The sequence below is a fragment of the Streptomyces sp. WAC00040 genome (assembly GCF_056835925.1).
This window is the reverse complement of record NZ_JAKQZE010000001.1, coordinates 940,295-962,981: the sequence shown is the minus strand read 5'-3', so window position 1 is coordinate 962,981 and position 22,687 is coordinate 940,295. Positions and strand designations below refer to the sequence as shown.

20 protein-coding genes, 1 tRNA gene and 1 riboswitch are annotated in these 22,687 nt (G+C 70.1%); of the genes, 15 read left to right on the top strand and 6 right to left on the bottom strand.

The annotated features are described in order from the left end of the window. Positions 1–24 precede the first annotated feature (24 nt). Both MDN94_RS04360 and MDN94_RS04355 read left to right on the top strand, forming a co-directional pair. Entirely contained in the window at positions 25–1,014 is a 990-nt protein-coding gene (locus MDN94_RS04360; RefSeq protein WP_482724645.1) for a glycosyltransferase family 2 protein, read from the top strand. After that, positions 1,011–1,430 carry a GtrA family protein gene (locus tag MDN94_RS04355; protein ID WP_482724644.1) on the top strand — a complete coding sequence of 140 codons (420 nt, stop codon included), beginning with the start codon at positions 1,011–1,013 and terminating at the stop codon, positions 1,428–1,430. The genes MDN94_RS04360 and MDN94_RS04355 overlap by 4 nt, the downstream gene beginning before the upstream one ends. Before the next feature lie 71 nt (positions 1,431–1,501). Here the strand turns inward: MDN94_RS04355 and MDN94_RS04350 are convergent, their stop codons facing one another. Continuing rightward, positions 1,502–2,812, bottom strand: a complete 1,311-nt coding sequence (locus tag MDN94_RS04350; protein ID WP_482724643.1) for a polysialyltransferase family glycosyltransferase — start codon at positions 2,810–2,812, stop codon at positions 1,502–1,504. Continuing rightward, complete coding sequence (locus tag MDN94_RS04345; protein ID WP_482724642.1) at positions 2,809–3,759, bottom strand: glycosyltransferase family 2 protein; 951 nt, start codon at positions 3,757–3,759, stop codon at positions 2,809–2,811. The genes MDN94_RS04350 and MDN94_RS04345 overlap by 4 nt, the downstream gene beginning before the upstream one ends. Before the next feature lie 318 nt (positions 3,760–4,077). Here MDN94_RS04345 and MDN94_RS04340 point away from each other — a divergent pair, with 318 nt between their 5' ends. From MDN94_RS04340 to MDN94_RS04300, 9 genes are all read left to right on the top strand, one after another. Further along, positions 4,078–4,728 (top strand): SurA N-terminal domain-containing protein, encoded by a 651-nt coding sequence (locus MDN94_RS04340; RefSeq protein ID WP_453466112.1) that lies wholly within the window; start codon positions 4,078–4,080, stop codon positions 4,726–4,728. Positions 4,729–4,750: 22 nt separating this feature from the next. Next, on the top strand, positions 4,751–5,746 hold the full coding sequence (locus tag MDN94_RS04335; protein WP_482724641.1) for a nucleoside triphosphate pyrophosphohydrolase: 996 nt from the start codon (positions 4,751–4,753) through the stop codon (positions 5,744–5,746). Then, complete coding sequence (locus MDN94_RS04330; RefSeq protein WP_482724640.1) at positions 5,743–6,996, top strand: cytochrome P450 family protein; 1,254 nt, start codon at positions 5,743–5,745, stop codon at positions 6,994–6,996. The genes MDN94_RS04335 and MDN94_RS04330 overlap by 4 nt, the downstream gene beginning before the upstream one ends. 141 nt (positions 6,997–7,137) lie before the next feature. Continuing rightward, positions 7,138–8,100, top strand: a complete 963-nt coding sequence (locus MDN94_RS04325) for a transglycosylase family protein (protein ID WP_482724639.1) — start codon at positions 7,138–7,140, stop codon at positions 8,098–8,100. A 352-nt stretch (positions 8,101–8,452) separates the two neighbouring features. After that, positions 8,453–8,590: riboswitch (cyclic di-AMP (ydaO/yuaA leader) on the top strand. Positions 8,591–8,594: 4 nt separating this feature from the next. After that, positions 8,595–9,278: a transglycosylase family protein gene (locus MDN94_RS04320; protein ID WP_482724638.1), complete on the top strand. Its 684-nt coding sequence runs from the start codon at positions 8,595–8,597 to the stop codon at positions 9,276–9,278. A gap of 313 nt (positions 9,279–9,591) precedes the next feature. Further along, positions 9,592–10,887: a phosphopyruvate hydratase gene (gene eno, locus MDN94_RS04315; RefSeq protein ID WP_307706795.1), complete on the top strand. Its 1,296-nt coding sequence runs from the start codon at positions 9,592–9,594 to the stop codon at positions 10,885–10,887. 135 nt (positions 10,888–11,022) lie between these two features. Continuing rightward, entirely contained in the window at positions 11,023–11,505 is a 483-nt protein-coding gene (locus tag MDN94_RS04310; protein ID WP_482724637.1) for an FtsB family cell division protein, read from the top strand. A gap of 19 nt (positions 11,506–11,524) precedes the next feature. After that, entirely contained in the window at positions 11,525–12,055 is a 531-nt protein-coding gene (locus tag MDN94_RS04305) for a DUF501 domain-containing protein (RefSeq protein WP_360045375.1), read from the top strand. A 20-nt stretch (positions 12,056–12,075) separates the two neighbouring features. Next, positions 12,076–13,017, top strand: coding sequence for a Ppx/GppA phosphatase family protein (locus MDN94_RS04300; RefSeq protein WP_482726999.1), 942 nt, complete (start codon positions 12,076–12,078; stop codon positions 13,015–13,017). A gap of 7 nt (positions 13,018–13,024) precedes the next feature. On the opposite strand, the gene MDN94_RS04295 is transcribed toward MDN94_RS04300, so the two are convergent. Then, complete coding sequence (locus MDN94_RS04295; RefSeq protein WP_482724636.1) at positions 13,025–13,825, bottom strand: VOC family protein; 801 nt, start codon at positions 13,823–13,825, stop codon at positions 13,025–13,027. Positions 13,826–14,295: 470 nt separating this feature from the next. Here MDN94_RS04295 and MDN94_RS04290 point away from each other — a divergent pair, with 470 nt between their 5' ends. Both MDN94_RS04290 and MDN94_RS04285 read left to right on the top strand, forming a co-directional pair. Beyond that, entirely contained in the window at positions 14,296–15,675 is a 1,380-nt protein-coding gene (locus MDN94_RS04290; protein ID WP_482724635.1) for an NAD(P)/FAD-dependent oxidoreductase, read from the top strand. Between the two features lie 288 nt (positions 15,676–15,963). Then, positions 15,964–17,262 carry a class I SAM-dependent methyltransferase gene (locus tag MDN94_RS04285; RefSeq protein ID WP_482724634.1) on the top strand — a complete coding sequence of 433 codons (1,299 nt, stop codon included), beginning with the start codon at positions 15,964–15,966 and terminating at the stop codon, positions 17,260–17,262. Positions 17,263–17,345: 83 nt separating this feature from the next. Here MDN94_RS04285 and MDN94_RS04280 read toward each other — a convergent pair whose 3' ends face one another. Together MDN94_RS04280 and MDN94_RS04275 are read right to left on the bottom strand one after the other, a co-directional pair. Continuing rightward, complete coding sequence (locus MDN94_RS04280) at positions 17,346–19,883, bottom strand: ABC transporter permease (protein ID WP_482724633.1); 2,538 nt, start codon at positions 19,881–19,883, stop codon at positions 17,346–17,348. A 209-nt stretch (positions 19,884–20,092) separates the two neighbouring features. Then, positions 20,093–20,863, bottom strand: coding sequence for an ABC transporter ATP-binding protein (locus MDN94_RS04275; protein WP_482724632.1), 771 nt, complete (start codon positions 20,861–20,863; stop codon positions 20,093–20,095). A gap of 364 nt (positions 20,864–21,227) precedes the next feature. Between MDN94_RS04275 and MDN94_RS04270 the strand changes: the two genes are divergently transcribed. Next, positions 21,228–21,309 (top strand) — tRNA-Leu (locus MDN94_RS04270). Positions 21,310–21,473: 164 nt separating this feature from the next. Further along, positions 21,474–22,349, top strand: a complete 876-nt coding sequence (locus MDN94_RS04265; protein WP_482724631.1) for a Bax inhibitor-1/YccA family protein — start codon at positions 21,474–21,476, stop codon at positions 22,347–22,349. Positions 22,350–22,434: 85 nt separating this feature from the next. Here the strand turns inward: MDN94_RS04265 and MDN94_RS04260 are convergent, their stop codons facing one another. After that, the gene (locus tag MDN94_RS04260) at positions 22,435–22,665 is read right to left on the bottom strand and encodes a DUF4287 domain-containing protein (protein ID WP_482724630.1); all 231 of its coding nucleotides are present in this window, start codon (positions 22,663–22,665) and stop codon (positions 22,435–22,437) included. Positions 22,666–22,687: the final 22 nt, after the last annotated feature.

Genomic DNA, 22,687 nt, shown 5'->3' with positions numbered 1-22,687 from the left:
ATTCAGGACGGATGTTGTTCTCTGGTGCTGATCTCGATAGTTGTCCCGTGCTTCAACGAAGAGGAGATCATCGGCCGCTTCCATGACCATGTGACCGCCGAACTGGACCTGCTCGGGCAGGAATTCGAGCTGGTCTACGTGGACGACGGAAGCCAGGACCGGACGCTCGATCTCCTTCAGGGGATCGCCGAGGCCGACTCCCGTACCCGTTACGTCTCCTTCAGCCGCAACTTCGGCAAGGAGGCTGCGATGCTCGCCGGACTCCGGCACGCCGAGGGGGACGCGGTCGTCATCATGGACGCCGACCTCCAGCATCCGCCGGAACTCGTGCGCCGCATGCTCCAGTTGTACGAGGACGGATTCGACCAGGTCATCGCCAAGCGCACCCGCAAGGGCGACCGGGTCTCCCGCACGATCACGGCGCGCGCCTACTACTGGCTGATCAACCGACTGGTCGACGTGCAACTCGTGGACGGAGTCGGCGATTTCCGGCTGCTGTCCCGGCGCACCGTCGACTCGGTGCTGGAGCTGACCGAGTACAACCGTTTCTCCAAGGGAATTTTCGCCTGGGTCGGATTCCGCACCACGACATTCGAGTACGAGAACGCGGTGCGCGAGCAGGGCCGCTCCAAATGGAGCTTCGGAAAGCTCCTCAATTACGGTCTCGACGGGCTGCTGTCCTTCAACAACAAACCGTTGCGGGCCGCGATCTATCTGGGAATGCTGCTGCTCGCCGTCGCGATGGTGTATGCCGCCTGGATCGTCGGTGTCGCCCTGGCGAACGGCGTGGACACCCCCGGATATGTCACCCTGCTCGTGGCGGTCATCGCGCTCGCCGGCGTGCAGATGCTGATGCTGGGTGTGGTCGGCGAGTACGTCGGACGCATCTACTACGAGGTGAAGCGGCGGCCGCACTTCCTGGTGAAGGCGACCAACGCCGGCCTTCCCCGACAGGAGGACGGCCGACGGGACAGTGACGGGAACAGGCGCGCGGGGGAACTGGTAGGGAAATGACGGTACGGGGCCAGATCGTCAGGTTCGGCCTGGTCGGACTGGTGAACACCGGGACGTACTACGGCCTGTACCTGGCCCTGCTCACGGTCCTGCCGTACGTGGCGGCCCACGTCGTCGCCTTCCTGCTGTCCATGGTCGGGTCGTTCTTCCTGACCTCGTACTTCACGTACCGCACCCGGCCGACGTGGCGGAAGTTCCTGCTGTTCCCGCTCACCAACGCGGCGAACTTCGTGGTGACGACCGGAGGGGTGTACCTCCTCGTCGACGTGCTGCACTTCGGCAGCACCTGTGCGCCGCTGCTCGCGGCGGCCGCGGCCATCCCGCTGACGTTCGTCCTGTCGCGGTTCATCATGCTCGGCTCGGACCGCTCCCAGGTCCGGCCGGACACGGAACCGGAGCAGGTCACGGTCCGCTGACGAGCGCCGTACACGCCCGTGCCCCGCCGATCCGAGATCGCGGGGGCACGGACATGCACGGCTCGGGCGGCTCAGCGCATCCGGCGGGCCACCTTGCGCAGCACCGGGTTCCTGCGCAGCGCCTCGCCCCGCACGGGCCGCGTGGCACCAGGCAGGCCCAGGCTGGTCAGCCTGCGCCGCTTGAAGTAGCGGGTCAGTTCTTCCTCGGGCAGCGCGGAGAGGAAGGACACCGCCTCCTCCCGAAGTCCCGGGTGGGACGCGGACTGCATGCAGTACCCGACCGCGCGGACCAGGCCGCCGACATCGGCGGTGAGGTCCACCGGCCTGCCCGCCCGTTCGATGTCGGTCAGGTCGGGGACGAGGGCGTCGACGATGGTCAGCGGGACGCGGTTGCTGTTCTGGTAGGGGGCGATGCGCTCCAGCAGCAGTTCGGTGCCCACCCGGGCGGCGGGGATGCCGTAGAAGGCCGCAGCCGTGATCATCGCGGTGGAGAAGCACCCCACGACCAGTTCCGGGCGGGTCCGTTCGTAAAGCGTCTCCGCGAGCATGGGCGTCCGCAGTATGTGCAGGTCGAGGCCGAGCCCGGACCCGAGCTCCTCCAGGGCGCGCGTGGAGTCCGCGGTGGCGCTGGGATGCGGTTTGAAGGTGATGACACGGTGTCCGAGGGCCGCGGCCCCGCGGATCATGCCGAGGTGCAGTTCCTCCTCCTCGTCCCGGCTGATCAGCTCCAGTGCGGAGAGGTACTGGCCGAGCAGCAGCGCCGTGGGACGCTGCTGACCGGTCTCCGCGGCCGAACCGACCTCGGCGAGCACGGCGCGGAACTCCGCGTCGGGCACGGCGACGGGCTCGACCCCGTACTCGGACAGCAGCATCGGCCTCAGGCCCGGCACCAGGTCCAGATGGATCAGACGACTGATGCGGCTGCTCATCGGCAGCGGGATCTGGTTGCGGGTGGGTCCGTAGCTCATCAGCCCGTCCGCGTACACATGGAGCGGACTGTCCGCGAAGATCGCCGCGATGGCCCGCGACGGGTTGGCCTGGATCGACTCGCAGGCGATCTCGACCTTGTCGTCGCCCAGCCCCCAGGCGAGCCGCAGGCTCCTCTCCCACAGCAGGACGTCCTGGGCACGGGGGGACCAGCCGGCCGGGTGGTGCGGGCGGATCGTCGCGTTCCAGGAGCGGACCTCGTCGAACTCGGGGCGCAGCGCCTCGAAACCGGACATCCGGTCCAGCGGTGTACCCAGTTCGGGAACGGCCGAGGTGTCGCTGACCACCAGGATCCGGCGGTGCCGTGACCGCGGACCGAACAGGCCGGAGCGGATGGCGGCCGTGACGGTGGCCGCCGCGTACTGGGTGGCGGCGCAGAAGATCTGGACGGTCATGCGGCGGCCTTTCTGATGATGGTGCGCCGTTCGTCGTCGAGCCCGGCGAGTGCCCGCTCCAGCTCGGCACCCGGAATGCGCCGCAGGGCCCCGCCGGTGAGAGCCTTGAGCTCACGGGCGACGGAACGGCTGAAGCGCTGCCGGTCGCGGAGCTGATGGGCGATGACGACGCAGTAGCCGCGGACCGCCTTCGGCATCAGGAGGTCCGCCTGCGGGTCGTCGGCGAGTTCGGCCAGTACCTGGTCGAACGCCTTCACGAAGTCCAGCTGCCGTACGTCGCCGATCTGGGTGAGCGAACTCGCGACGCCCCGCCGGTAGAAGATCTGGTGCAGCGAGGTCACCGCGTAGGACTCGGCGTGCCGGTGCAGTTGCCAGATCCAGGGCCGGTCCTCCGCGGTGCGCAGTCCGTCGGTGAACCGCAGCATCCCCCGGTCGAGGAGGGAGGCGTCGTAGACGCCGGCCCAGGCGTACGGGTAGTCGACCATGCTCGAGTCGCCGACCGGCAGGATCGACGAGCGCGGGTCCAGCGGCGTGTCCCGCCGTCCCTCCGGCGCGCGCTGGAGGGTGCGCTGAGAGCCGGTCACCTGCACATGGTCGGTGCGTACGAAGTCCACGCCGAGCCGGTCGATCACGTCGACGAGCGCCGCCAGATGACCTCGCCCGAGCCAGTCGTCGCCGTCGAGGAAGGTGATCAGGCGGCCGTCGGCCCGGTCGATGCCGGTGTTGCGCGCCGACGCGAGTCCCCGGTTCTCCTCGTGGCGGACTACGGCGCTGTTCGGCAGGCGCCGGGTGAGCGCGGTGAGGGCTTCGAAGGTGTCGTCCGTCGAGCGGTCCTCGACGAAGATGAACTCGAAGTCGTCCCGGGCGTTGTTCACCAGGCCGGCCACCGTTTCGGCTATGTACGCGGAGACGTTGTAGCAGGGGACGATGACAGAGAGCGTGGTCACCGGGCGAGGGTACGGGGGGCCGATGGAGCGGCCCCTGACGCCGGCGTGAGCGGCAGGTGAACGCCGGATGAGCGTCGGGGAGGTGCGCAGGAGCTCCCGGCAGCGATGCGGAGAGCGGCCCCCGGGGGCCCGTTCCGGACCGTCGTGCCGGACGCGTCCGCCGGGCCGGTGACCGCCGTGGGGGGAGCGGGAGCCCCGCCCGCATCCCGGCTCCCGCCGAATCGTTTGGCGAATCAGTGGCCCACGCCACTCCCAGTGCCTAACATCGATCACCGCAAGGCCTTGTGCACCGAAGCACAATCATGCCGGGAGGCCCCTTTGCACCGCCGTCGTCGCACCGCGCTCACCGTCTCCGCCGCGCTCCTCGCCGCCGCGCCGCTCCTCGCCGCCTGCGGCAACGACGCGCACCCCGGGACCGCCGCCGTCGTCGGCGGGCAGCGGATCGAGATGTCCACCGTCCAGGCGAAGGTCCAGGACGTACGCGACGCGCAGCAGGCCTCGCCGCAGTCCGCGCAGCTGATCAAGGACAGCGGACAGCTCGGCCGGGCCAAGCTGTACGACCTGATCGTCGACCGGGTGGTCGCGAAGGCCGCGGAGGACGCCGGGGTGAGCGTCAGCCGCAAGGAGATCCAGGACGGGCGGGACGAGCTCGCGGAGCAGTCCGGCGGTGAGGAGCAGCTCGCCGCCATGTACCTCCAGCAGCGCGGCGTCGCCCCCGACCAGGTCGAGAACGCCGTGCGCCGCGACATCCTGGTCGGCAAGATCGCCACCGCGATCGGCGCGGCGAACAGCCCCGAGGGCCAGCAGCTGCTGAACGAGGCATTCACTGCCGCCGCGAAGGACCTCGACATCGACGTGAACCCCCGCTACGGCGCCTGGGACGACGCGAAGCTGGAGCTCGGGACCTACAAGGCGCCCTGGATCACGCAGGTCTCGCGGGAGGCACAGCCCGTCGAGGCGGGTGCGTAACGGCGGGAGGTAGGTTCGGGGTGTGACCACCGAAGCACCCGCCGTCGGCCGTATCGTCCTGCTCACCGCCAGCCACCGCGTCGCGCCCGGACTGCTGTCCTGGCCCGCGTGGCGGACGCTGCACGCCGCGGACCGGGTGCTGTGTGCGGATCCGCACCACCGGCAGCTGTCGTACCTGCGTGAGGCCGGGGTGACCGTGGAGCATGCCGCGCCGAGCGCGCAGGAGCTCGTGGACGCCTGCGCGGGAGGCCGCACGGTCGTCGTGCTGGTCTCCGGCGAGGGGGAGCCGGCCCTGACCGACGGTCTGGCCCGCCTCGGCGGGTCCGGCCGGGTGGCGATGCCGGACCTGGAGCTGCTGCCCGGTGCGTACGACCTGCCCGGCGCACGCCTGCTCGACCTCGTCGAGGTCATGGACCGCATCCGCCGCGAGTGCCCCTGGTCCTCGCGGCAGACCCACAAGGGCCTGGCGAAGTACGGCATCGAGGAGGCGTACGAGCTCGTCGAGGCCATCGAGGACGGTGACCGCGACGAGCTGCGCGAGGAGCTCGGGGACGTACTGCTCCAGGTCGTCTTCCACGCGCGGATCGCCGAGGAGGGCGGCCCCGGGGAAGAGGACGAGCCGTTCTCGATCGACGACGTCGCGGGCACGATCGTCGAGAAGCTGATCCACCGCCATCCCCATGTCTTCGGTGAGGAGACCGCCTCGACGCCCGAGGAGGTCAAGGCGCACTGGCTGCGCACCAAGGCGATCGAGAAGCAGCGCGCGTCGGTGACCGACGGTGTACCGCTCGGCCAGCCGGGCCTCGCGCTGGCGGCGAAGCTTGCTTCCAGGGTCCGTACGGCCGGCCTCGATGTCCCTGTCCCCGCCGGGCAGGGCGTCGGCTACGAGCTGCTCGCCCTCGCCGTGCGTGCGGAGGCGGCGGGCGTCGACCCCGAGGCGGCGCTGCGTGCCGCCGCCCGCGCGTACCGGGACGCGATCCGCGCGGCGGAGGGCCACCCCGGTAACGTCGAGGGGTGAACGACCCGACCGACCGGAACGCCGCTCCCGAACTCTTCACCTGGGAGTTCGCGACCGACCCCTACCCCGCCTACGCCTGGCTGCGCGAGCACTCGCCGGTGCACCGGACCCGGCTGCCCAGCGGAGTGGAGGCATGGCTGGTCACCCGGTACGCCGACGCCAAGGAGGCCCTCGCCGACCAGCGGCTCTCGAAGAACCCAGCGCATCACGACGAACCGGCGCACGCCAAGGGGAAGACAGGCATCCCGGGCGAGCGCAAGGCGGAGCTGATGACGCATCTGCTGAACATCGACCCGCCGGACCACACCCGGCTGCGCCGGCTGGTCTCCAAGGCGTTCACCCCGCGCCGTGTGGCCGAGTTCGCGCCGCGAGTGCAGGAGCTGACGGACCGTCTCATCGACTCCTTCGCGGCGAAGGGGGAGGCGGACCTGATCCACGAGTTCGCCTTCCCGCTGCCCATCTACGCCATCTGCGACATGCTCGGCGTCCCGCGCGAGGACCAGGACGACTTCCGTGACTGGGCGGGAATGATGATCCGCCACGGGGGCGGTCCGCGCGGCGGCGTCGCCCGCTCGGTGAAGAAGATGCGCGGATACCTCGCGGAGTTGATTCACCGTAAGCGGGAGGAACCGGGGGACGACCTCATCTCGGGACTCATCAAGGCGTCCGACCACGGCGAGCACCTCACCGAGAACGAGGCCGCGGCGATGGCCTTCATCCTGCTCTTCGCCGGCTTCGAGACCACCGTGAACCTCATCGGCAACGGTGTGTACGCGCTGCTGCGCAACCCCGGCCAGCGCGAGCGCCTCCAGGCGTCGCTCGCCGCGGGCGAGAGCGAGCTGCTCGCCACCGGCGTCGAGGAACTGCTGCGCTATGACGGCCCGGTGGAGCTGGCGACATGGCGGTTCGCCACCGAACCGCTCACCGTCGGCGGGCAGCGGATCGCTGCCGGCGACCCGGTCCTCGTCGTGCTCGCGGCCGCCGACCGCGACCCCGAACGCTTCGACGCGCCGGACACGCTCGACCTGTCCCGGCGTGACAACCAGCATCTGGGGTACGGACACGGCATCCATTACTGCCTCGGCGCGCCGCTCGCCCGGCTCGAGGGGCAGACCGCGCTCGCCACGCTGCTCCGCAGAATGCCTGACTTGCGGCTTGCGGGAGATCCGGCCGATTTGCGGTGGCGTGGGGGACTCATCATGCGTGGATTGCGCACTCTGCCCGTTGAGTTCACACCCGAAACAAACTGACGCAGCGTCAATTCTGTGACTTTCACGTGATCTCCGCTGCATCGACTTGTGACTCGCGTTCGAATACGGCTACGTTCACCGTCGACTCGGCACGCAACAGCAGGCCGCAGGTTTCTCAGCTGTCACGCGAAAGGCAACCGCATGCTCTCCGGGAACGGACGACACCGCCGACCCCGCCAGGCTCCGGCCCTCATCGTTGCGGCAGGGGTGACCGGTTCGGCCATCGCCATTCCGCTGCTCGGCGCGGGCTCGGCCTCGGCCGCGGACGCGAGCACGTGGGACCGCGTCGCGGAGTGCGAGAGCGGCGGCGCCTGGAGCGCCGACTTCGGCAACGGCTTCTACGGCGGACTCCAGTTCTCCGAGGAGGTCTGGGTCGCGTACGGCGGCACCGCGTACGCGCCGAGCGCCGACCTCGCCAGCCGCTCGCAGCAGATAGCGGTCGCCGAGAAGGTGCTCGCCGCCGAGGGCCCGCAGGCGTGGCCCGCGTGCGGGCCGCTCGCGGGGCTTGTCAACGACGGCACGGACACCGGCGTCGACCCCGGCATCCTGCCGCTGCCGCAGCAGAGCGAAGCACCGGCCGTGGAGCCGTCCGAGGACGCCTCCGGCAGGGACACGCCGGCCGACGACACGGACAGCGGGACCATCGAGGACTCTTCCGGCGGTCCGGGCGGGACCGGAGCGCCGTCCCGTGGCGCCGGTGACGCGCCGGACTCCACGGACGGGACCACCACGGCTCCGGAGGCTCCCGGCGCGTCGGACGGCGCCACGGGCGCGGCTCCCTCCGACGGCGCCACGAGCGGCGGCGGCAAGCACCGCGGCGCCCCCGCCGACAGCGAGGCAGAAACGGGCAAAACGGAAAAGGGCCGCGAAAGCGGCCGTCATGCCTCACGTGGTGACAGTTCAGGTCGAAACGGTGCCGATGAGGCAACCCGCCCCGACACCTACACCGTTCAGCCCGGCGACAACCTGTGCGACATCGCCAACGAGAAGGACGTGCCCGGCGGGTGGCCGGCGCTCTACGAGGCGAACCAGGAGGCCGTCGGGGCCGACCCGGACCTCATCCGGCCCGGTCAGAGCCTCGATCTCGGCCTGAACCGGGGCTAGTTCGCGTAGCGTTTCGCCGGCTTATGTCCGTTGTGTGCGAGTGAGACAAGGGTCTCTTTGCTGCAACTGCAGCAAACAGCCCTGCGAATTCGCCCACTCCGCCCCTCACCTGCGAAAACGGACACTCATGGGTGGCCGGTTCGGGCGATTTCTCCCCGATGTTCGACTTTGAACATCGGGGAGTCGTGTGTCTACCGTCTGAACCGTTCGCCATCGCGGGCACCGTCGACCGATACGCCGAATCCTGCCGTCGGTCGGGGGGAACAGTCGTCGCTCAGAGCGCCGAAGGCAGGAGCGGGGGACCCAGGTAAGTGCCGGGCCCGTGAGCCGGGACAGCGAGAGGCCGACCGTACGTCGAGGTCGGCCGGACCGTGGAGACCGGCGGAACGGAACCGGCTGGGGGTGAAGACCGTGCGTCAGTGACGTGCGGCCGGGCAACTCACAGGCCCGAACCCGACAGCTCACCTCGCAGGCGTCGGTGAGGAGATAGCTCCATGCTGCGTTCTTCCGGCAACGCCAAGCACCGCCGCGCTTCCCGGGCGACCCGTATCGCCGCCTTCGTCGGCATCACCGGTGCGGCCGTCGCCGCGCCGCTGCTCGGTGCGGGCACCGCCTCCGCCGCCACCACGGCCGAGTGGGACGCCGTCGCCCAGTGCGAGTCCGGCGGCGACTGGTCCATCAACACCGGCAACGGCTACTACGGCGGCCTGCAGTTCTCCGCCTCGACCTGGGCCGCGTACGGCGGCACCGCGTACGCCGCGACCGCCGACCAGGCGTCCAAGTCCCAGCAGATCGAGATAGCCGAGAAGGTCCTGGCCGGCCAGGGCAAGGGCGCCTGGCCGAGCTGTGGCGTCGGCCTGTCCAACGCCTCCAACGACGCCGGCTCCGTCGAGGCCGAGCCCACCCAGCCGGCCCAGGAGCGCGCCGAGGCCCCCACCACGCGCTCCGAGCGCGCCGAGGCCCCGGCGAAGAAGGCCGAGAAGCCCGCCGCCGCTGCCGAGGCCAAGTCCTTCAAGAAGGGCGACGGCGAGTACAAGGTCAAGGCCGGCGACACCCTGAGCACCATCGCCGAGGCCGAGAAGGTCAAGGGCGGCTGGGAGAAGCTCTTCGAGCTGAACAAGGACATCGTCGAGGACGCCGACGTGATCCACCCGGGTCAGCAGCTCCACCTGAGCTGACCCACCCCTTCCTCCCACGGTCCGGCGGTCGTGGGAGGCCACCCGTCTTCCGTACGGGACCCGAGCACCCCGGTCCGGCGCACCTTCCCCCCCGAACGCGCCGGGCCGGGGTTCGGTCCGTCGAGGGCCAGGGCCCGAATGCCGGTTACCCGCAGGTAGATACCGCCCTGTTTGCCCCGTCCCAAGGGACTTGATGCCCTTTTTCGTCCCAGGGGGCGGGCATCGGCAGGCCTTTGCCCCCGAGGCGGTTAGGCTCTTGCCGCAAGGCCAAGCAGACCTCTGCACTTTTTCTCGCGTCACATCCCAGAAGGAGATGCTCGTGCCGTCCATCGACGTCGTCGTAGCCCGGGAAATCCTGGACTCCCGAGGTAACCCCACGGTCGAGGTCGAGGTTGGCCTCGACGACGGCAGCACGGGTCGTGCTGCAGTTCCGTCCGGCGCCTCCACCGGTGCGTTCGAGGCTCTCGAGCTTCGCGACGGTGACCAGAACCGCTACCAGGGCAAGGGTGTCGAGAAGGCCGTCCTCGCCGTCATCGAGCAGATCGGCCCGGAGCTCGTCGGTTACGACGCCACCGAGCAGCGGCTGATCGACCAGGCGATGTTCGACCTGGACGCCACCCCGGACAAGTCCTCCCTCGGCGCCAACGCCATCCTCGGCGTCTCCCTCGCCGTGGCGCACGCCGCCTCCGAGGCCTCGGACCTGCCGCTCTTCCGCTACCTGGGCGGCCCGAACGCGCACCTGCTGCCCGTTCCGATGATGAACATCCTGAACGGCGGCTCGCACGCCGACTCCAACGTGGACATCCAGGAGTTCATGATCGCGCCGATCGGCGCCGAGTCCTTCTCCGAGGCCCTTCGCTGGGGCACCGAGGTCTACCACACCCTCAAGAAGGTTCTGAAGCAGAAGGGCCTGTCCACCGGTCTCGGCGACGAGGGCGGCTTCGCGCCGAACCTCGACTCCAACCGCGCCGCCCTGGACCTCATCCTCGAGGCCATCAAGGAGGCCGGTTACGCCCCGGGCAAGGACATCGCGCTCGCGCTCGACGTCGCCGCGTCCGAGTTCTACAAGGACGGCTCGTACGAGTTCGAGGGCAAGTCCCGCTCGGCCGCCGAGATGACCGAGTACTACGCGGAACTCGTCGACTCCTACCCGCTGGTCTCCATCGAGGACCCGCTGTTCGAGGACGACTGGGCCGGCTGGCAGGCCATCACCGAGAAGCTCGGCGCCAAGGTGCAGCTCGTCGGCGACGACCTGTTCGTCACCAACCCGGAGCGCCTGGCCCGCGGCATCGAGGAGAACGCCGCGAACGCCCTGCTCGTGAAGGTCAACCAGATCGGTTCGCTGACCGAGACCCTCGACGCCGTCGAGCTCGCCCAGCGCAACGGCTTCAAGTGCATGATGTCCCACCGCTCCGGCGAGACCGAGGACGTCACCATCGCCGACCTGGCCGTCGCCACCAACTGCGGCCAGATCAAGACCGGCGCCCCGGCCCGCTCCGAGCGCGTCGCCAAGTACAACCAGCTGCTGCGCATCGAGGAGATCCTCGACGACGCGGCGGTGTACGCGGGCCGCAGCGCGTTCCCGCGGTTCCGCTTCGCGGACCAGTAAGCACAGAAGGCACGACGGCCGGCCTACGTCTGATCGCCGCCCGATCACCGGCTGAAGCCCTGTCGTCCGTACGTCCCCGGCCGCGGTCCCGTACCGTGTCCGGGGACGTACGCGTGTGAAGGGGAGGCGAGAGGAATGGCACGCACGCCGGACGCGGACCGGTTCTCCACGGCGACCAGGCTGCGGCTGCTCGGCGAGCAGACCGCCGCCCGTGTCTACCGGTCCCAGAACCGCCGCCAGGCCCGCCGCTCCCGCCTCACCGGACGCGCGGCCTTCCTCGCCCTCGTCGTCTGCTCGCTCGTCGTCGCGCTCGCCTACCCGATGCGCCAGTACGTCTCGCAGCGGGCCGAGATCGCCGAGCAGGAACGGCTGATGCACGAGGCCCGCAAGAGCGTCGAGCAGCTCAAGGACGAGAAGGCGCGTCTCAAGGACGACATGTACATCCGGCGCCTGGCCCGCGAGCATCTGCACTACGTCCTGCCGGGGGAGACCGGATACACCATGATCGATCCGGAGGCCGCCGAGCAGGAGCAGGAAGAGGGCGGTGCGGCCGACCGGCCCTGGTACTCGAACGTATGGAACGGCGTGGACAGCGCCGACGGCCCGCAGCACGGTTAAGTCAGCGAACAAGGCAGGCATGGAAACACCTCCTCCCACCACCGAACCCACCGAGCCCACCGACGCGGACATCGCCGCGTTCAAGGAGCAGCTCGGCCGGCCCCCGCGCGGTCTGCGCGCGATCGCGCACCGCTGCCCCTGCGGGCAGCCCGACGTCGTCGAGACCGCCCCGCGGCTCCCCGACGGCACCCCCTTCCCGACGCTGTACTACCTGACGTGCCCGCGGGCGGCCTCCGCGATCGGCACGCTCGAGGCGAACGGCGTCATGAAGGAGATGACCGAGCGCCTGGCGACGGATCCCGAACTCGCCGCCGCCTACCGGGCGGCCCACGAGGACTACATCCGGCGCCGTGACGCCATCGAGGTGCTGGAGGGCTTCCCCAGTGCCGGCGGCATGCCGGACCGGGTGAAGTGCCTGCACGTGCTGGTCGGCCACTCGCTGGCTGCCGGCCCCGGCGTCAACCCGCTGGGCGACGAGGCGATCGCGATGCTGCCGGAGTGGTGGGCCAAGGGTCCGTGCGTGTCGCCCTGCGTGACGCCCGAAGCCTGATCACCGAGGAGACCGCCGACATGACCCGCGTCGCCGCAATCGACTGTGGCACCAATTCCATCCGGCTCCTGGTCGCGGACGTCGACCCGGCCACCGGGAAGCTCGTCGACCTCGACCGCCGGATGACCATCGTCCGGCTGGGCCAGGACGTCGACCGCACCGGCCGGCTCGCCGCACAGGCGCTGAAGCGGACGTTCGACGCCTGCCGTGAGTACGCCGCCGTCATCGAGGAGCACGGCGCCCGCCGCGTCCGCTTCGTCGCCACCTCCGCGTCGCGGGACGCGGAGAACCGCGACGAGTTCGTCGCCGGCGTGCTCGACATCCTCGGCGTGGAGCCGGAGGTGATCACCGGTGACCAGGAGGCCGAGTTCTCCTTCACCGGCGCCACGAACTCGCTCGACGGCCGCTCCGACGTCGATCTTCCCTATCTGGTCGTCGACATCGGCGGAGGCTCCACCGAGTTCGTGGTGGGCGAGGAGCACGCCCGGGCCGCCCGGTCCGTCGACATCGGCTGTGTACGGATGACCGAACGGCACGCGCCGAGCAGTCCGGCGACGCCGGAGCAGATCGCCGCGATCACCGCGGACATCGAGGCGGCGATCGACGACGTCGAGAAGACCGTGCCCATCCGCCAGGCGCACACCCTGGTCGGGCTCGCCGGCTCCGTGACCACGGTCGCGGGCATCGCGCTCGGCCTCGAGGAGTACGACTCCGAGGCCATCCACCACTCCCGGATCTCCTATGAGCAGGTCGAGGAGGTCACCACCCTGCTGCTGAACTCGACGCACGACGAGCGCGCGGCGATCGGCGTGATGCACCCCGGCCGCGTCGACGTGATCGCGGCCGGGGCGCTCGTCCTGCTCACGGTCATGCGGCGGACCGGGGCCCGCGAGGTGGTCGTCAGCGAGCACGACATCCTCGACGGCATCGCGTACAGCGTCGCCGCCGGGACCACCGGCTGATTCCACGTCAGAAGGTCGGGGTCGGGGACGGGGTGAGCACGACGAACTCAGCCCCGGCCGGGTCGTTGCACACCGCGAGCCGGCCCACGCCCTCCGCGTCCTCGGGGCCCATCGAGACCGAGCCGCCCTTCTCCCGCACGAGGGCGACCGTGGCGTCGCAGTCCGCGGTGCCGAAGACGGGGTGCCAGTAGGGCCGGTCCTCTCCCGAGGAGAACATCTGGGGAACGGCCATGATGCCGCCGAACATCCGCTCGGCCGGCTGGTCCTTCGGCGTGACCATCGTGTACGTGCCGCCGTCGCCGGGGAGCTCCATGTCCTGGCCGGACCAGCCGAAGACGGTGCCGTAGAAGGTCTGCGCGGCGGTCGAGTCGGTGGTGTAGAGCTCCACCCAGCCGAGGCTGCCCGGGGCGTCGGCCAGTTGGATCCCCGGGTACGAGCCCGGCTGCCAGACCGCGAACCGGGCCCCCTGTGGGTCGGTGAGCTGGGCGAACCGTCCTTCGTCCGACACCTCGGAGGGCGGAGTGCGCACCGAGCCGCCCGCCTGCTCGACCGCCTTCACGGTGGACTCGATGTCGGGAGTGTGGAAGTAGACCATCCAGGCCGGGCGGGCGCCTTCCTCGGTGAGCTGCCCGACCGCTCCCACCACCTTGCCGTCGAGCCGGAACGACTTGTAGCCGCTCGCCTCCTGGTCGAACGCCTGGGCCTGCCAGCCGAACACGGCGCCGTAGAAGGCGGCCGCCGCGTCGATGTCGGGGGCGCCGAGGTCGAGCCAGCAGGGGGAGCCGGGCACGAAGTCAGTGGTGATCACGCGATTGCCTTTCTCCGGGACTTCCCCGGTCCCTCCCGGGGTCTGCGCCTCAGCCTGGCACCGAGCGCGGGCCCCCGGCCGACGACGCTCCGGCCGCCGCCGGAAGGGTCTGCCGGACCGGCTTGGAGGGGTGCTCGCGAGAAAGTTCGTGAAGTTCTTCACAAGGAAAAGCGTCCTGACACGCCCGTAGAGGCTCCTCAAGGCCCGTTGTGCCTGCCTGTTGTGCCCGGACGGGCACATTCGAAGGCGGGCGGCCGACCGCGCCCCCAGAGCCCAAGGAGCGGCGGTCCAGCGGCCCTGCAGCCCTAGGGTCCAGCTCAGAGGGGTGATCAACGTCCCCCGGTGCCCTGTGGTTCCCCCTGGCAACCATGACCTGGGTCACGTGGGCGGCGGAGTGTAGCAGAGTGGAGCCAACACCTTGTGAAGGGGCTCACGAGCGCCCCCTCCGAGGGGGGTGGATACTCGATGGCATGAGCACCACGGAGCGTCCCAGGATCCTCGTTGTAGGCGGTGGGTACGTAGGCCTGTACGCAGCTCGGCGCATTCTCAAGAAGATGCGCTACGGCGAGGCGACCGTCACGGTCGTCGACCCGCGGTCGTACATGACGTACCAGCCCTTCCTCCCCGAAGCTGCCGCCGGCAGCATCTCGCCTCGGCATGTCGTCGTCCCGCTGCGACGCGTGCTGCCCAAGGCAGAGGTTCTCACCGGTCGGGTCACGACCATCGACCAGGACCGCAAGGTCGCGACGGTCTCGCCGCTCGTCGGCGAGGCGTACGAGCTGCCCTTCGACTACCTGGTGATCGCCCTCGGCGCGATCTCCCGTACCTTCCCGATCCCCGGCCTCGCCGAGCAGGGCATCGGCATGAAGGGCATCGAAGAGGCCATCGGCCTTCGCAACCACGTGCTCGAGCAGCTGGACAAGGCCGACTCGACGACCGACGAGGACGTCCGCCGCAAGGCGCTGACCTTCGTCTTCGTCGGCGGTGGCTTCGCCGGCGCCGAGACCATAGGCGAGGTCGAGGACCTGGCCCGTGACGCTGCGAAGTACTACAGCAACGTCAAGCGCGAGGACATGCGTTTCATCCTCGTCGACGCCGCCGACAAGATCCTTCCCGAGGTCGGCCCGAAGCTGGGCAAGTACGGCAAGGAGCACCTCGAGGCCCGTGGGGTCGAGATCTACCTCTCCACCTCGATGGACTCGTGCGTCGACGGCCACGTGGTGCTGAAGAACGGCCTCGAGGTCGACTCCAGCACCATCGTGTGGACCGCCGGTGTGAAGCCGAACCCGGCGCTGGCCCGCTACGGCCTGCCGCTCGGCCCCCGCGGCCACGTGGACTGCAGCGAGAAGCTCCAGGTCCAGGGCACCGACTACATCTGGGCCGCCGGCGACAACGCCCAGGTCCCGGACATGGCCGCCCGCAAGGCCGGTGTCGAGAACGCCTGGTGCCCGCCGAACGCCCAGCACGCGCTGCGCCAGGCCAAGGTCCTCGGCGACAACGTCATCTCCGGGATGCGCGGCTTCCCGCAGAAGGACTACGAGCACGCGAACAAGGGCGCGGTCGCCGGTCTCGGCCTGCACAAGGGCGTCGCGATGATCGTCATGGGCAAGGTGAAGATCAAGCTCAAGGGCCGGCTCGCCTGGTACATGCACCGCGGCTACCACGGCATGGCCATGCCGACGTGGAACCGCAAGATCCGCGTGTTCGCCGACTGGACGCTGGCGATGTTCCTCAAGCGCGAGGTCGTCTCCCTCGGCGCGATGGAGAGCCCCCGCGAGGAGTTCTACGAGGCCGCCAAGCCGGCTCCGGTCGCCGCCAAGCCGGAGGCCGAGAAGGCCAAGGCCTCCTAGCGGTACCGCTGTCCCCGAAGGGGCCGCCCGCCATCCGTGGTGCGGGCGGCCCCTTCGGCGTTCCTCAACACCCTCCGGCGCGCTCCACCCGCCCGCCCGGGGGTGCCTGCCCTGCCCGCGGGCGCGCTGACTCCGACCAGGTGCCGTTTCCCGCCTTTTTGCCTGTGCATTGCGTAGTGCGGGGAAGCACACACGGTGGTCACGTTGTTGAAGGAATGTAACCGTGCGGTCCCGCGGTGCGGGGCCCGCGGGGCGTTCGTGGGAACCACCGTCACGGAGGTGTGCGCCATGGCCGACGCCGCACTGCGGCTGACCACTCTCGCCGAGGAACTGCTGGGGACACCGCTCCCGGTCCGCCTCCGCGCATGGGACGGCAGCGAAGCCGGACCGCCGGGCGCGCCCACCCTCGTCGTACGCCACCGGCGCGCCCTGCGGCGGCTTTTGTGGCGTCCGGGCGAGCTGGGGCTCGCACGGGCCTGGGTCGCCGGGGAGGTCGACGTCGACGGCGACCTGTACGAGGTCCTCGACCTGCTCGCCGGGATCTTCTGGGAGCGCGGCGGCGAGCGGCACAGCGCCGTACGTGCGGTACGCGCCGCGCGGGACCCGAGGCTGCGGGCGGCCGCCCTCGATCTGCTGAAGCTCGGTGGGCCGCTGCCCCCGCCGGCCCCGCCCGTCGAGGAGGTGCGCCGGCGTACCGGCCCGCTGCACACCAAGCGGCGCGACAAGGAGGCCATCAGTCACCACTACGACGTCGGCAACGACTTCTACGAGCTCGTGCTCGGGCCGTCCATGGTCTACTCGTGCGCCTACTGGGACCAGGCGGGCACCCTGGAGGAGGCCCAGCGCGACAAGCTCGACCTGGTCTGCCGCAAGCTCGGGCTGAAGCAGGGCGACCGGCTCCTCGACGTGGGCTGCGGCTGGGGTTCCATGGCCGTCCACGCCGCCCGCGAGTACGGCGCCCGTGTCACCGGCGTGACACTCTCGCGTGAGCAGGCCGTCTACGCCCGCAAGCGCATCGCCGACGAGGGTCTCACCGACCGGATCGAGATCCGGGTCCAGGACTACCGGGACGTCAGGGACGGTCCGTACGACGCCATTTCGTCCATCGGCATGGCGGAACACGTCGGCCGGGTCCGCTACCGCGAATACGCCGACCAGCTGTTCTCGCTCCTCGTGCCGGGCGGTCGGCTGCTCAACCACCAGATCGCCCGCCGGCCCGAGAAGAACGAATCGGCCTACCGGGTCGACGAGTTCATCGACCGATACGTCTTCCCCGACGGCGAACTCGCGCCCCTCGGCCGTACCGTCGCCACCCTGGAGGACGCCGGCTTCGAGGTCCGGGACGTCCACGCCATCCGCGAGCACTACGCCCGCACCCTGCGCGCCTGGGTCGCCAATCTCGAGAAGGCATGGCCCGAGGCCGCGCGGTACACGTCGGCCGGTCGTGCCCGGGTGTGGCGGCTCTACATGGCCGCCTCCGCGGTCTCCTTCGAGCGCAACAGGATCGGCGTCAACCAGATCCTCGCCGTGAGGACCCCCGACAGCGGCGACTCGGGAGTGCCGCTGCGGAGCCGCGACTGGCGCTGAATGCTCTCCGCCGGACGTACGAACGACGCGGGGCCCCGTGGGCGCGCGCACAGCACACGCCCACAGGGCCCCGCCCCGGACATCTACTCGGTCTTGATCGCCGTCAGCATGTTCAGCTTCGCCGCGCTCCGGGCCGGCCACAGCGCCGCCAGCACACCGACCACACCGGCCAGCAGCAGGAAGAGCCCGATCCGGTCCCACGGCATGACCAGCACATAGCCGGGGATCTCCTTGCGGATCGTCTCGCCGATCGCCCAGGCGAGGAACGAGCCGAGACCGATGCCGACCACCGCGCCGAAGACCGAGATCACGACGGCCTCCAGCCGGATCATCCGCTTCACCTTGCCGCGGTCGAGGCCGATCGCCCGCAGCATGCCGATCTCCTGCTGACGCTCGAAGACGGACATCGCCAGGGTGTTGATGACGCCGAGCACCGCGATGATCAGGGCCATCGCCAGCAGCCCGTACATGATGTTCAGCGCCGTGTTGATGAATCCGCCGAACATGTTCCGGATGTCCTGCTGGTCCATGACGCTCATCGCCGGGTTGTCGCCCAGCGCGTCGACCAGCGCTTGCTCGTTCGCCGCACTGGCGCCGCCGTCCATCGTCACCCAGATCTCGGGGATGTACGGCTTCGGCTCGTAGGGGGCGACGACGTCGGTGGCGACCAGGATCGGGGAGAGGAACTCGTTGCCCTTGTAGATGGCGCCGACCGTCAGGTTCTTGGTCTCCTTCTTGCCCTCCTGGCCGAACTCGGCGGGCAGCGTGTCACCGGTCTTCCAGCCGTTCGACCTCGCGGTGTCGTCGTCGACCGCGATCTGCCCCTTGCCGAGCGTGGCGAGCGAGCCCGAGACCGTCTCCAGGTCGAAGACCTTCTCCACGTCGCCCGGGGTGACCGCGGAGGCCGAGTGCCAGTTGCCCTTGATCTCCATCGAGGAGGCCTGCTGCGGGGAGACGGCGCTGACGCCCTCGGCCTTCTCGATCGCGTCGAGCGCCGACCGGTCCAGCGCGCCGCCGCCGGCCATGGAGACCATGTAGTCGGCCCGGATGTTGTCCGTGGTCATCTGGTCGACGGCGCGGCCCATCGTGGCGCCCAGCACCGAGATCCCGGTGACCAGGGTGAGACCGATCGCCAGCGCGGAGGCGGTGGCGCCCGTACGGCGCGGGTTGCGCACCGCGTTCTGTCCGGCGAGCTTGCCCGACACCCCGAAGAGACGGTGCAGCAGCGGCCGCACCAGCGCGATCACCGGGCGGGACAGCAGCGGGATCAGGACGATGATGCCGACCAGCGCCAGGAACGCGCCGCCGCCGATGATCGTCCGGCCGTCGGAGCCGGCCGCCGCGCCGGCGACGATCGCGGCCGCGCCGAGCAGGGTGAGCACGCCGCCGATGGTGTTCCGCAGCACCAGCGACTTGGTGGTGGCGACCGCGTGGACGCTGCTCATCGCCGCCACCGGCGGGATCTTCGCGGCCCGGCGGGCGGGCAGCCATGCCGCCAGCACCGTGATCAGCACACCGACGGCCAGGGCGGCGGCCACCGCGGTGGGTGAGACGACCAGCGGTCCCGCGGGCACCTTGGCGCCGAAGGTGCTCATCGCCGACCTCAGACCCGTCGCCAGCCCGAGGCCCAGCACGAAGCCGACCACCGAGGCGACGGCCCCGACGACCAGCGCCTCGAGGATCACCGAGCGCTTGACCTGTCGGCGGGAGGCGCCGACGGCCCGAAGCAGCGCCAGCTCCCTGGTGCGCTGGGCGACCAGCATGGTGAAGGTGTTGGCGATCAGGAAGACGCCTACGAACAGGGCGATGGCCGCGAACGCGAGCAGCATCGTGTTCATGTTCGACAGGCCGCTCTCGATCTGCTCAGCCTGCTCGTCGGCCAGCTCCTTGCCGGTCTGTGCCTCGGAGTCCTTGGGCAGCAGCGGCTTCACGGCCGCGAGGATCTTCGTGTCGGAGGCGCCGGCCTCGGAAGTCACGGTGACGTCCGAGAAATAGCCGGGCCGGAGGTAGAGCTGCTGGGCCACGGCGGTGTCGAACAGGACCAGGCTGCCGCCCGCGTTGACCGCGCCGTCCTCGGTGGTGAACACACCGGCGAGGGTGTACTCCTTCACCGGGCCGTTGGTGGCCACCCGCACGGTGTCGCCGACCTTGTACCCGCCCTTGGCGGCGGAGTCCTTGTCGAGCGCGATCTCGCGGTCCTCCCGCGGCCCCTCACCGGCGGTGAAGGTGTATGCGGCGTCCTTGCCGTCCTTGCCCGGGGCGAAGTTCGCGCCGGTGTTGGACCAGCCGTTGCCTATGAGCTTGCCGTCCTGATCGGCGACGCCGGCGAAGCCGGAGACCCGGCCGGCCGCGGAGGCGACGCCGTCGACGCCCCGGATCTTCTCCAGGGTCTTCTCGTCGATGCCGGCGTCCTTCGCGGCCTCGCTCGGGTCGATGTAGGTCGTCACGGCGACCGCGACCTTGTCGTAGCTCTTGGCGGACTGGTTGCGGTAGGCGTTGCCGAGGGTGTCGGTGAAGACCAGGGTGCCGGACACGAAGGCCACGCCGAGCATCACGGCGAGCACGGTCATCAGCAACCTGGCCTTGTGCGCGAGCACATTGCGCAGGGCGGTACGGAACATGTGGGTGTCCTGGGAACGGGCACCGGCGTCCTCGCGGGCGGCCCGGCGGGGCCGGCCGCGGGCCGGGCGGTGACAGGTGAGGTCTTGGAGGCGCGCGGGGCAGGGCGCGTACTGCGCGGCGGCCGGGGGCGCCGGGGCGTGCCACGGGAGCCCGGGGCGGGCGCGCGAGGCTCCGGGCGGGAGAACGGGCCGGTAGGGGCCCGGCGACGTCAGCTCGTGCGGCCCTTGGCGTCGAAGGCCTTCATCCGGTCGAGGACGCCGTCGGCGGTGGGGCTGATCATCTCGTCGACGATCGCGCCGTCCGCCAGGAAGATCACCCGATCGGCGTAGGAGGCGGCCACCGGGTCGTGGGTCACCATGACCACGGTCTGGCGGAGCTCGCGAACCGAGTTGCGCAGGAAGCCGAGCACCTCCGCGCCGGAGCGCGAGTCGAGGTTTCCGGTCGGCTCGTCACCGAAGATGATCTCCGGCCGGGAGGCGAGGGCGCGGGCGACGGCGACGCGCTGCTGCTGGCCGCCAGAGAGTTCGGTCGGCCGGTGACCGAGCCGGTCGCGCAGGCCCACCATGTCGATGACCCGCTCCAGCCACTCCCGGTCGGGCTTACGGCCCGCGATGTCCATGGGCAGCGTGATGTTCTCCATCGCGGTCAGCGTCGGCAGCAGGTTGAACGCCTGGAAGATGAAGCCGATCTTGTCGCGGCGCAGCTGTGTGAGCTGCTTGTCCTTCAGGCTGCCGAGCTCGGTCTCGCCGATGCGCACGGAGCCGGAGCTGAAGGAGTCCAGACCGGCGACGCAGTGCATCAGCGTCGACTTGCCGGAGCCGGACGGGCCCATGATCGCGGTGAACTCGGCCTGCCGGAAGTCGACGCTCACATGGTTCAGCGCGACCACCTGGGTCTCGCCCTGTCCGTACACCTTGGACAGGTCCGTGGCGCGGGCGGCCACGGCGGTGGCGCGGTGAGCGATGGGGGTGGTGGTCACGAGGGGAGCTCCTGTCGGGGGTGTGCCGTGCTGACTCCCTCATCCTGTCCGCGCCGGCGGCGGGAATCGTCACTCCCGGTGCCCGTTCCCGGGGCCCTCTCCGGTCGGACCGGGCGGCCCGCTCCTCCTCCTTGGGTATGACGGCGCCCCTGAGAGACGAGGGGGACCCGGAGGGCGCTTTTACGTCATTCCCAGGGGCCCGGGGCAGCGGTCGCAGGGGGTGCGAGGGGGGTGCGCACACACCCCGACCTGGCCTGACGCTCCCTCAGGAGCCAACAGAACAAGACAAGATCGGGCCATCGCCCCGATGGCGAGTCGATCTGCACCGATAGGCTCGGGTGCCAAAGCGGAGCCCTCGCGCCACGCCCGGGTGGTGGAATGCAGACACGGCGAGCTTAAACCTCGCTGCCCCTCGGGGCGTGCCGGTTCGAGTCCGGCTCCGGGCACCTCGACGCCCCACCGCCCGGCACACGGTCACCCTCTGTGGAGCCCCGTGCCGTGCTCCACTGTCACGATCCCGGAAAGATCCTCCCCGAGCACTAGAGTGTTCGCTTTGCTTCCGCATTACTCTTGACTTCTAGGCCGCGCACGGTGGCCAAGGAGGAGTGAGATGAGGAGCAGCAACCCGGTCTTCTCGCGACGGGGGTTCAGCCGTGACAACGGCTACGCCGGCTTCAACGCGCAGCAGCAGCCGCAGGCCGGGGGCCCCGCCGTAGGAACGAACCCCTACGCCCAGGGCGCCGGCAACCCTTACGCGACCAACCCCTACGCCCCGGCAGGCACCCAGTACGGCGCTCCGGCGCCCGTCCGTACGGACGCCATGACGATGGACGACGTCGTCACGCGCACCGGCATGACGCTGGGCGTCGTGGTTCTCGGTGCGGTCCTCGCCTGGGCCGTCCTGCCGGTTTCCCCCAGCAGCTACGGCATCGCCATCGGCTCGGCCCTGGTGGCCTTCGTCCTCGCGATCGTCCAGTCCTTCAAGCGCACCCCGTCGCCCGCGCTGATCCTGAGCTACGCCGCCTTCGAGGGCATCTTCCTCGGCGTGATCAGCGAGATGTACAACAGCCGCTGGGACGGCGCGCCCTTCCAGGCCGTGCTCGGCACCATGGCCGTCACCGGCGCCATGCTGTTCGTGTACAAGCAGCGCTGGATCCGGGTCACCGCGCGGTACGCCCGCATCGGTATGACCATCGCGATCGCCTTCATCGCCGTGATGGCGGTGAACCTGCTGCTCGTGGTCTTCGGCGTCGCCGAGGACGGCGGTCTGCGCAGCTTCGGGCCGCTCGGCGCGGTCGTCGGCATCCTGGCCATCCTGATCGGCTGCTTCTTCCTCACCCTGAACTTCAAGGAGATCGAGGACGGCATCACCTACGGCGCGCCGCGCCAGGAGTCCTGGCTGGCCGCCTTCGGCCTGACCGTGACGCTGGTGTGGATCTACCTGGAGATGCTGCGTCTGGTGGCCATCTTCAGCGGCGACGACTAGTCGGCGCGGCGGCCGGGAAGCCGGTCGCACGAAGGGCCCGCAGGCACTGCCTGCGGGCCCTTCCTCGTGTCGGCACCTGAGGCCACTAGAGCAGCTTGCGCGCGGCCCGCCTCAGGTCGTACTCGTGGATGATCGCTTTCGCATGTCCGTACGCGAGGTTGTGTTCGCCCCGGAGCCAGCTGACCTTCTCCTCGAAATTGAAGAGAGACGGTCCTTCGTCGACGGTGCGGAGCCAGTCGGAGATGTCACGACCGGTGCACTGGGGGATTCGGGAGAGCAGATTTCGGTGGGTCTCTTCGGAGAAGACTTGGGACATCGGCGCCTCCGGACGCATTGCG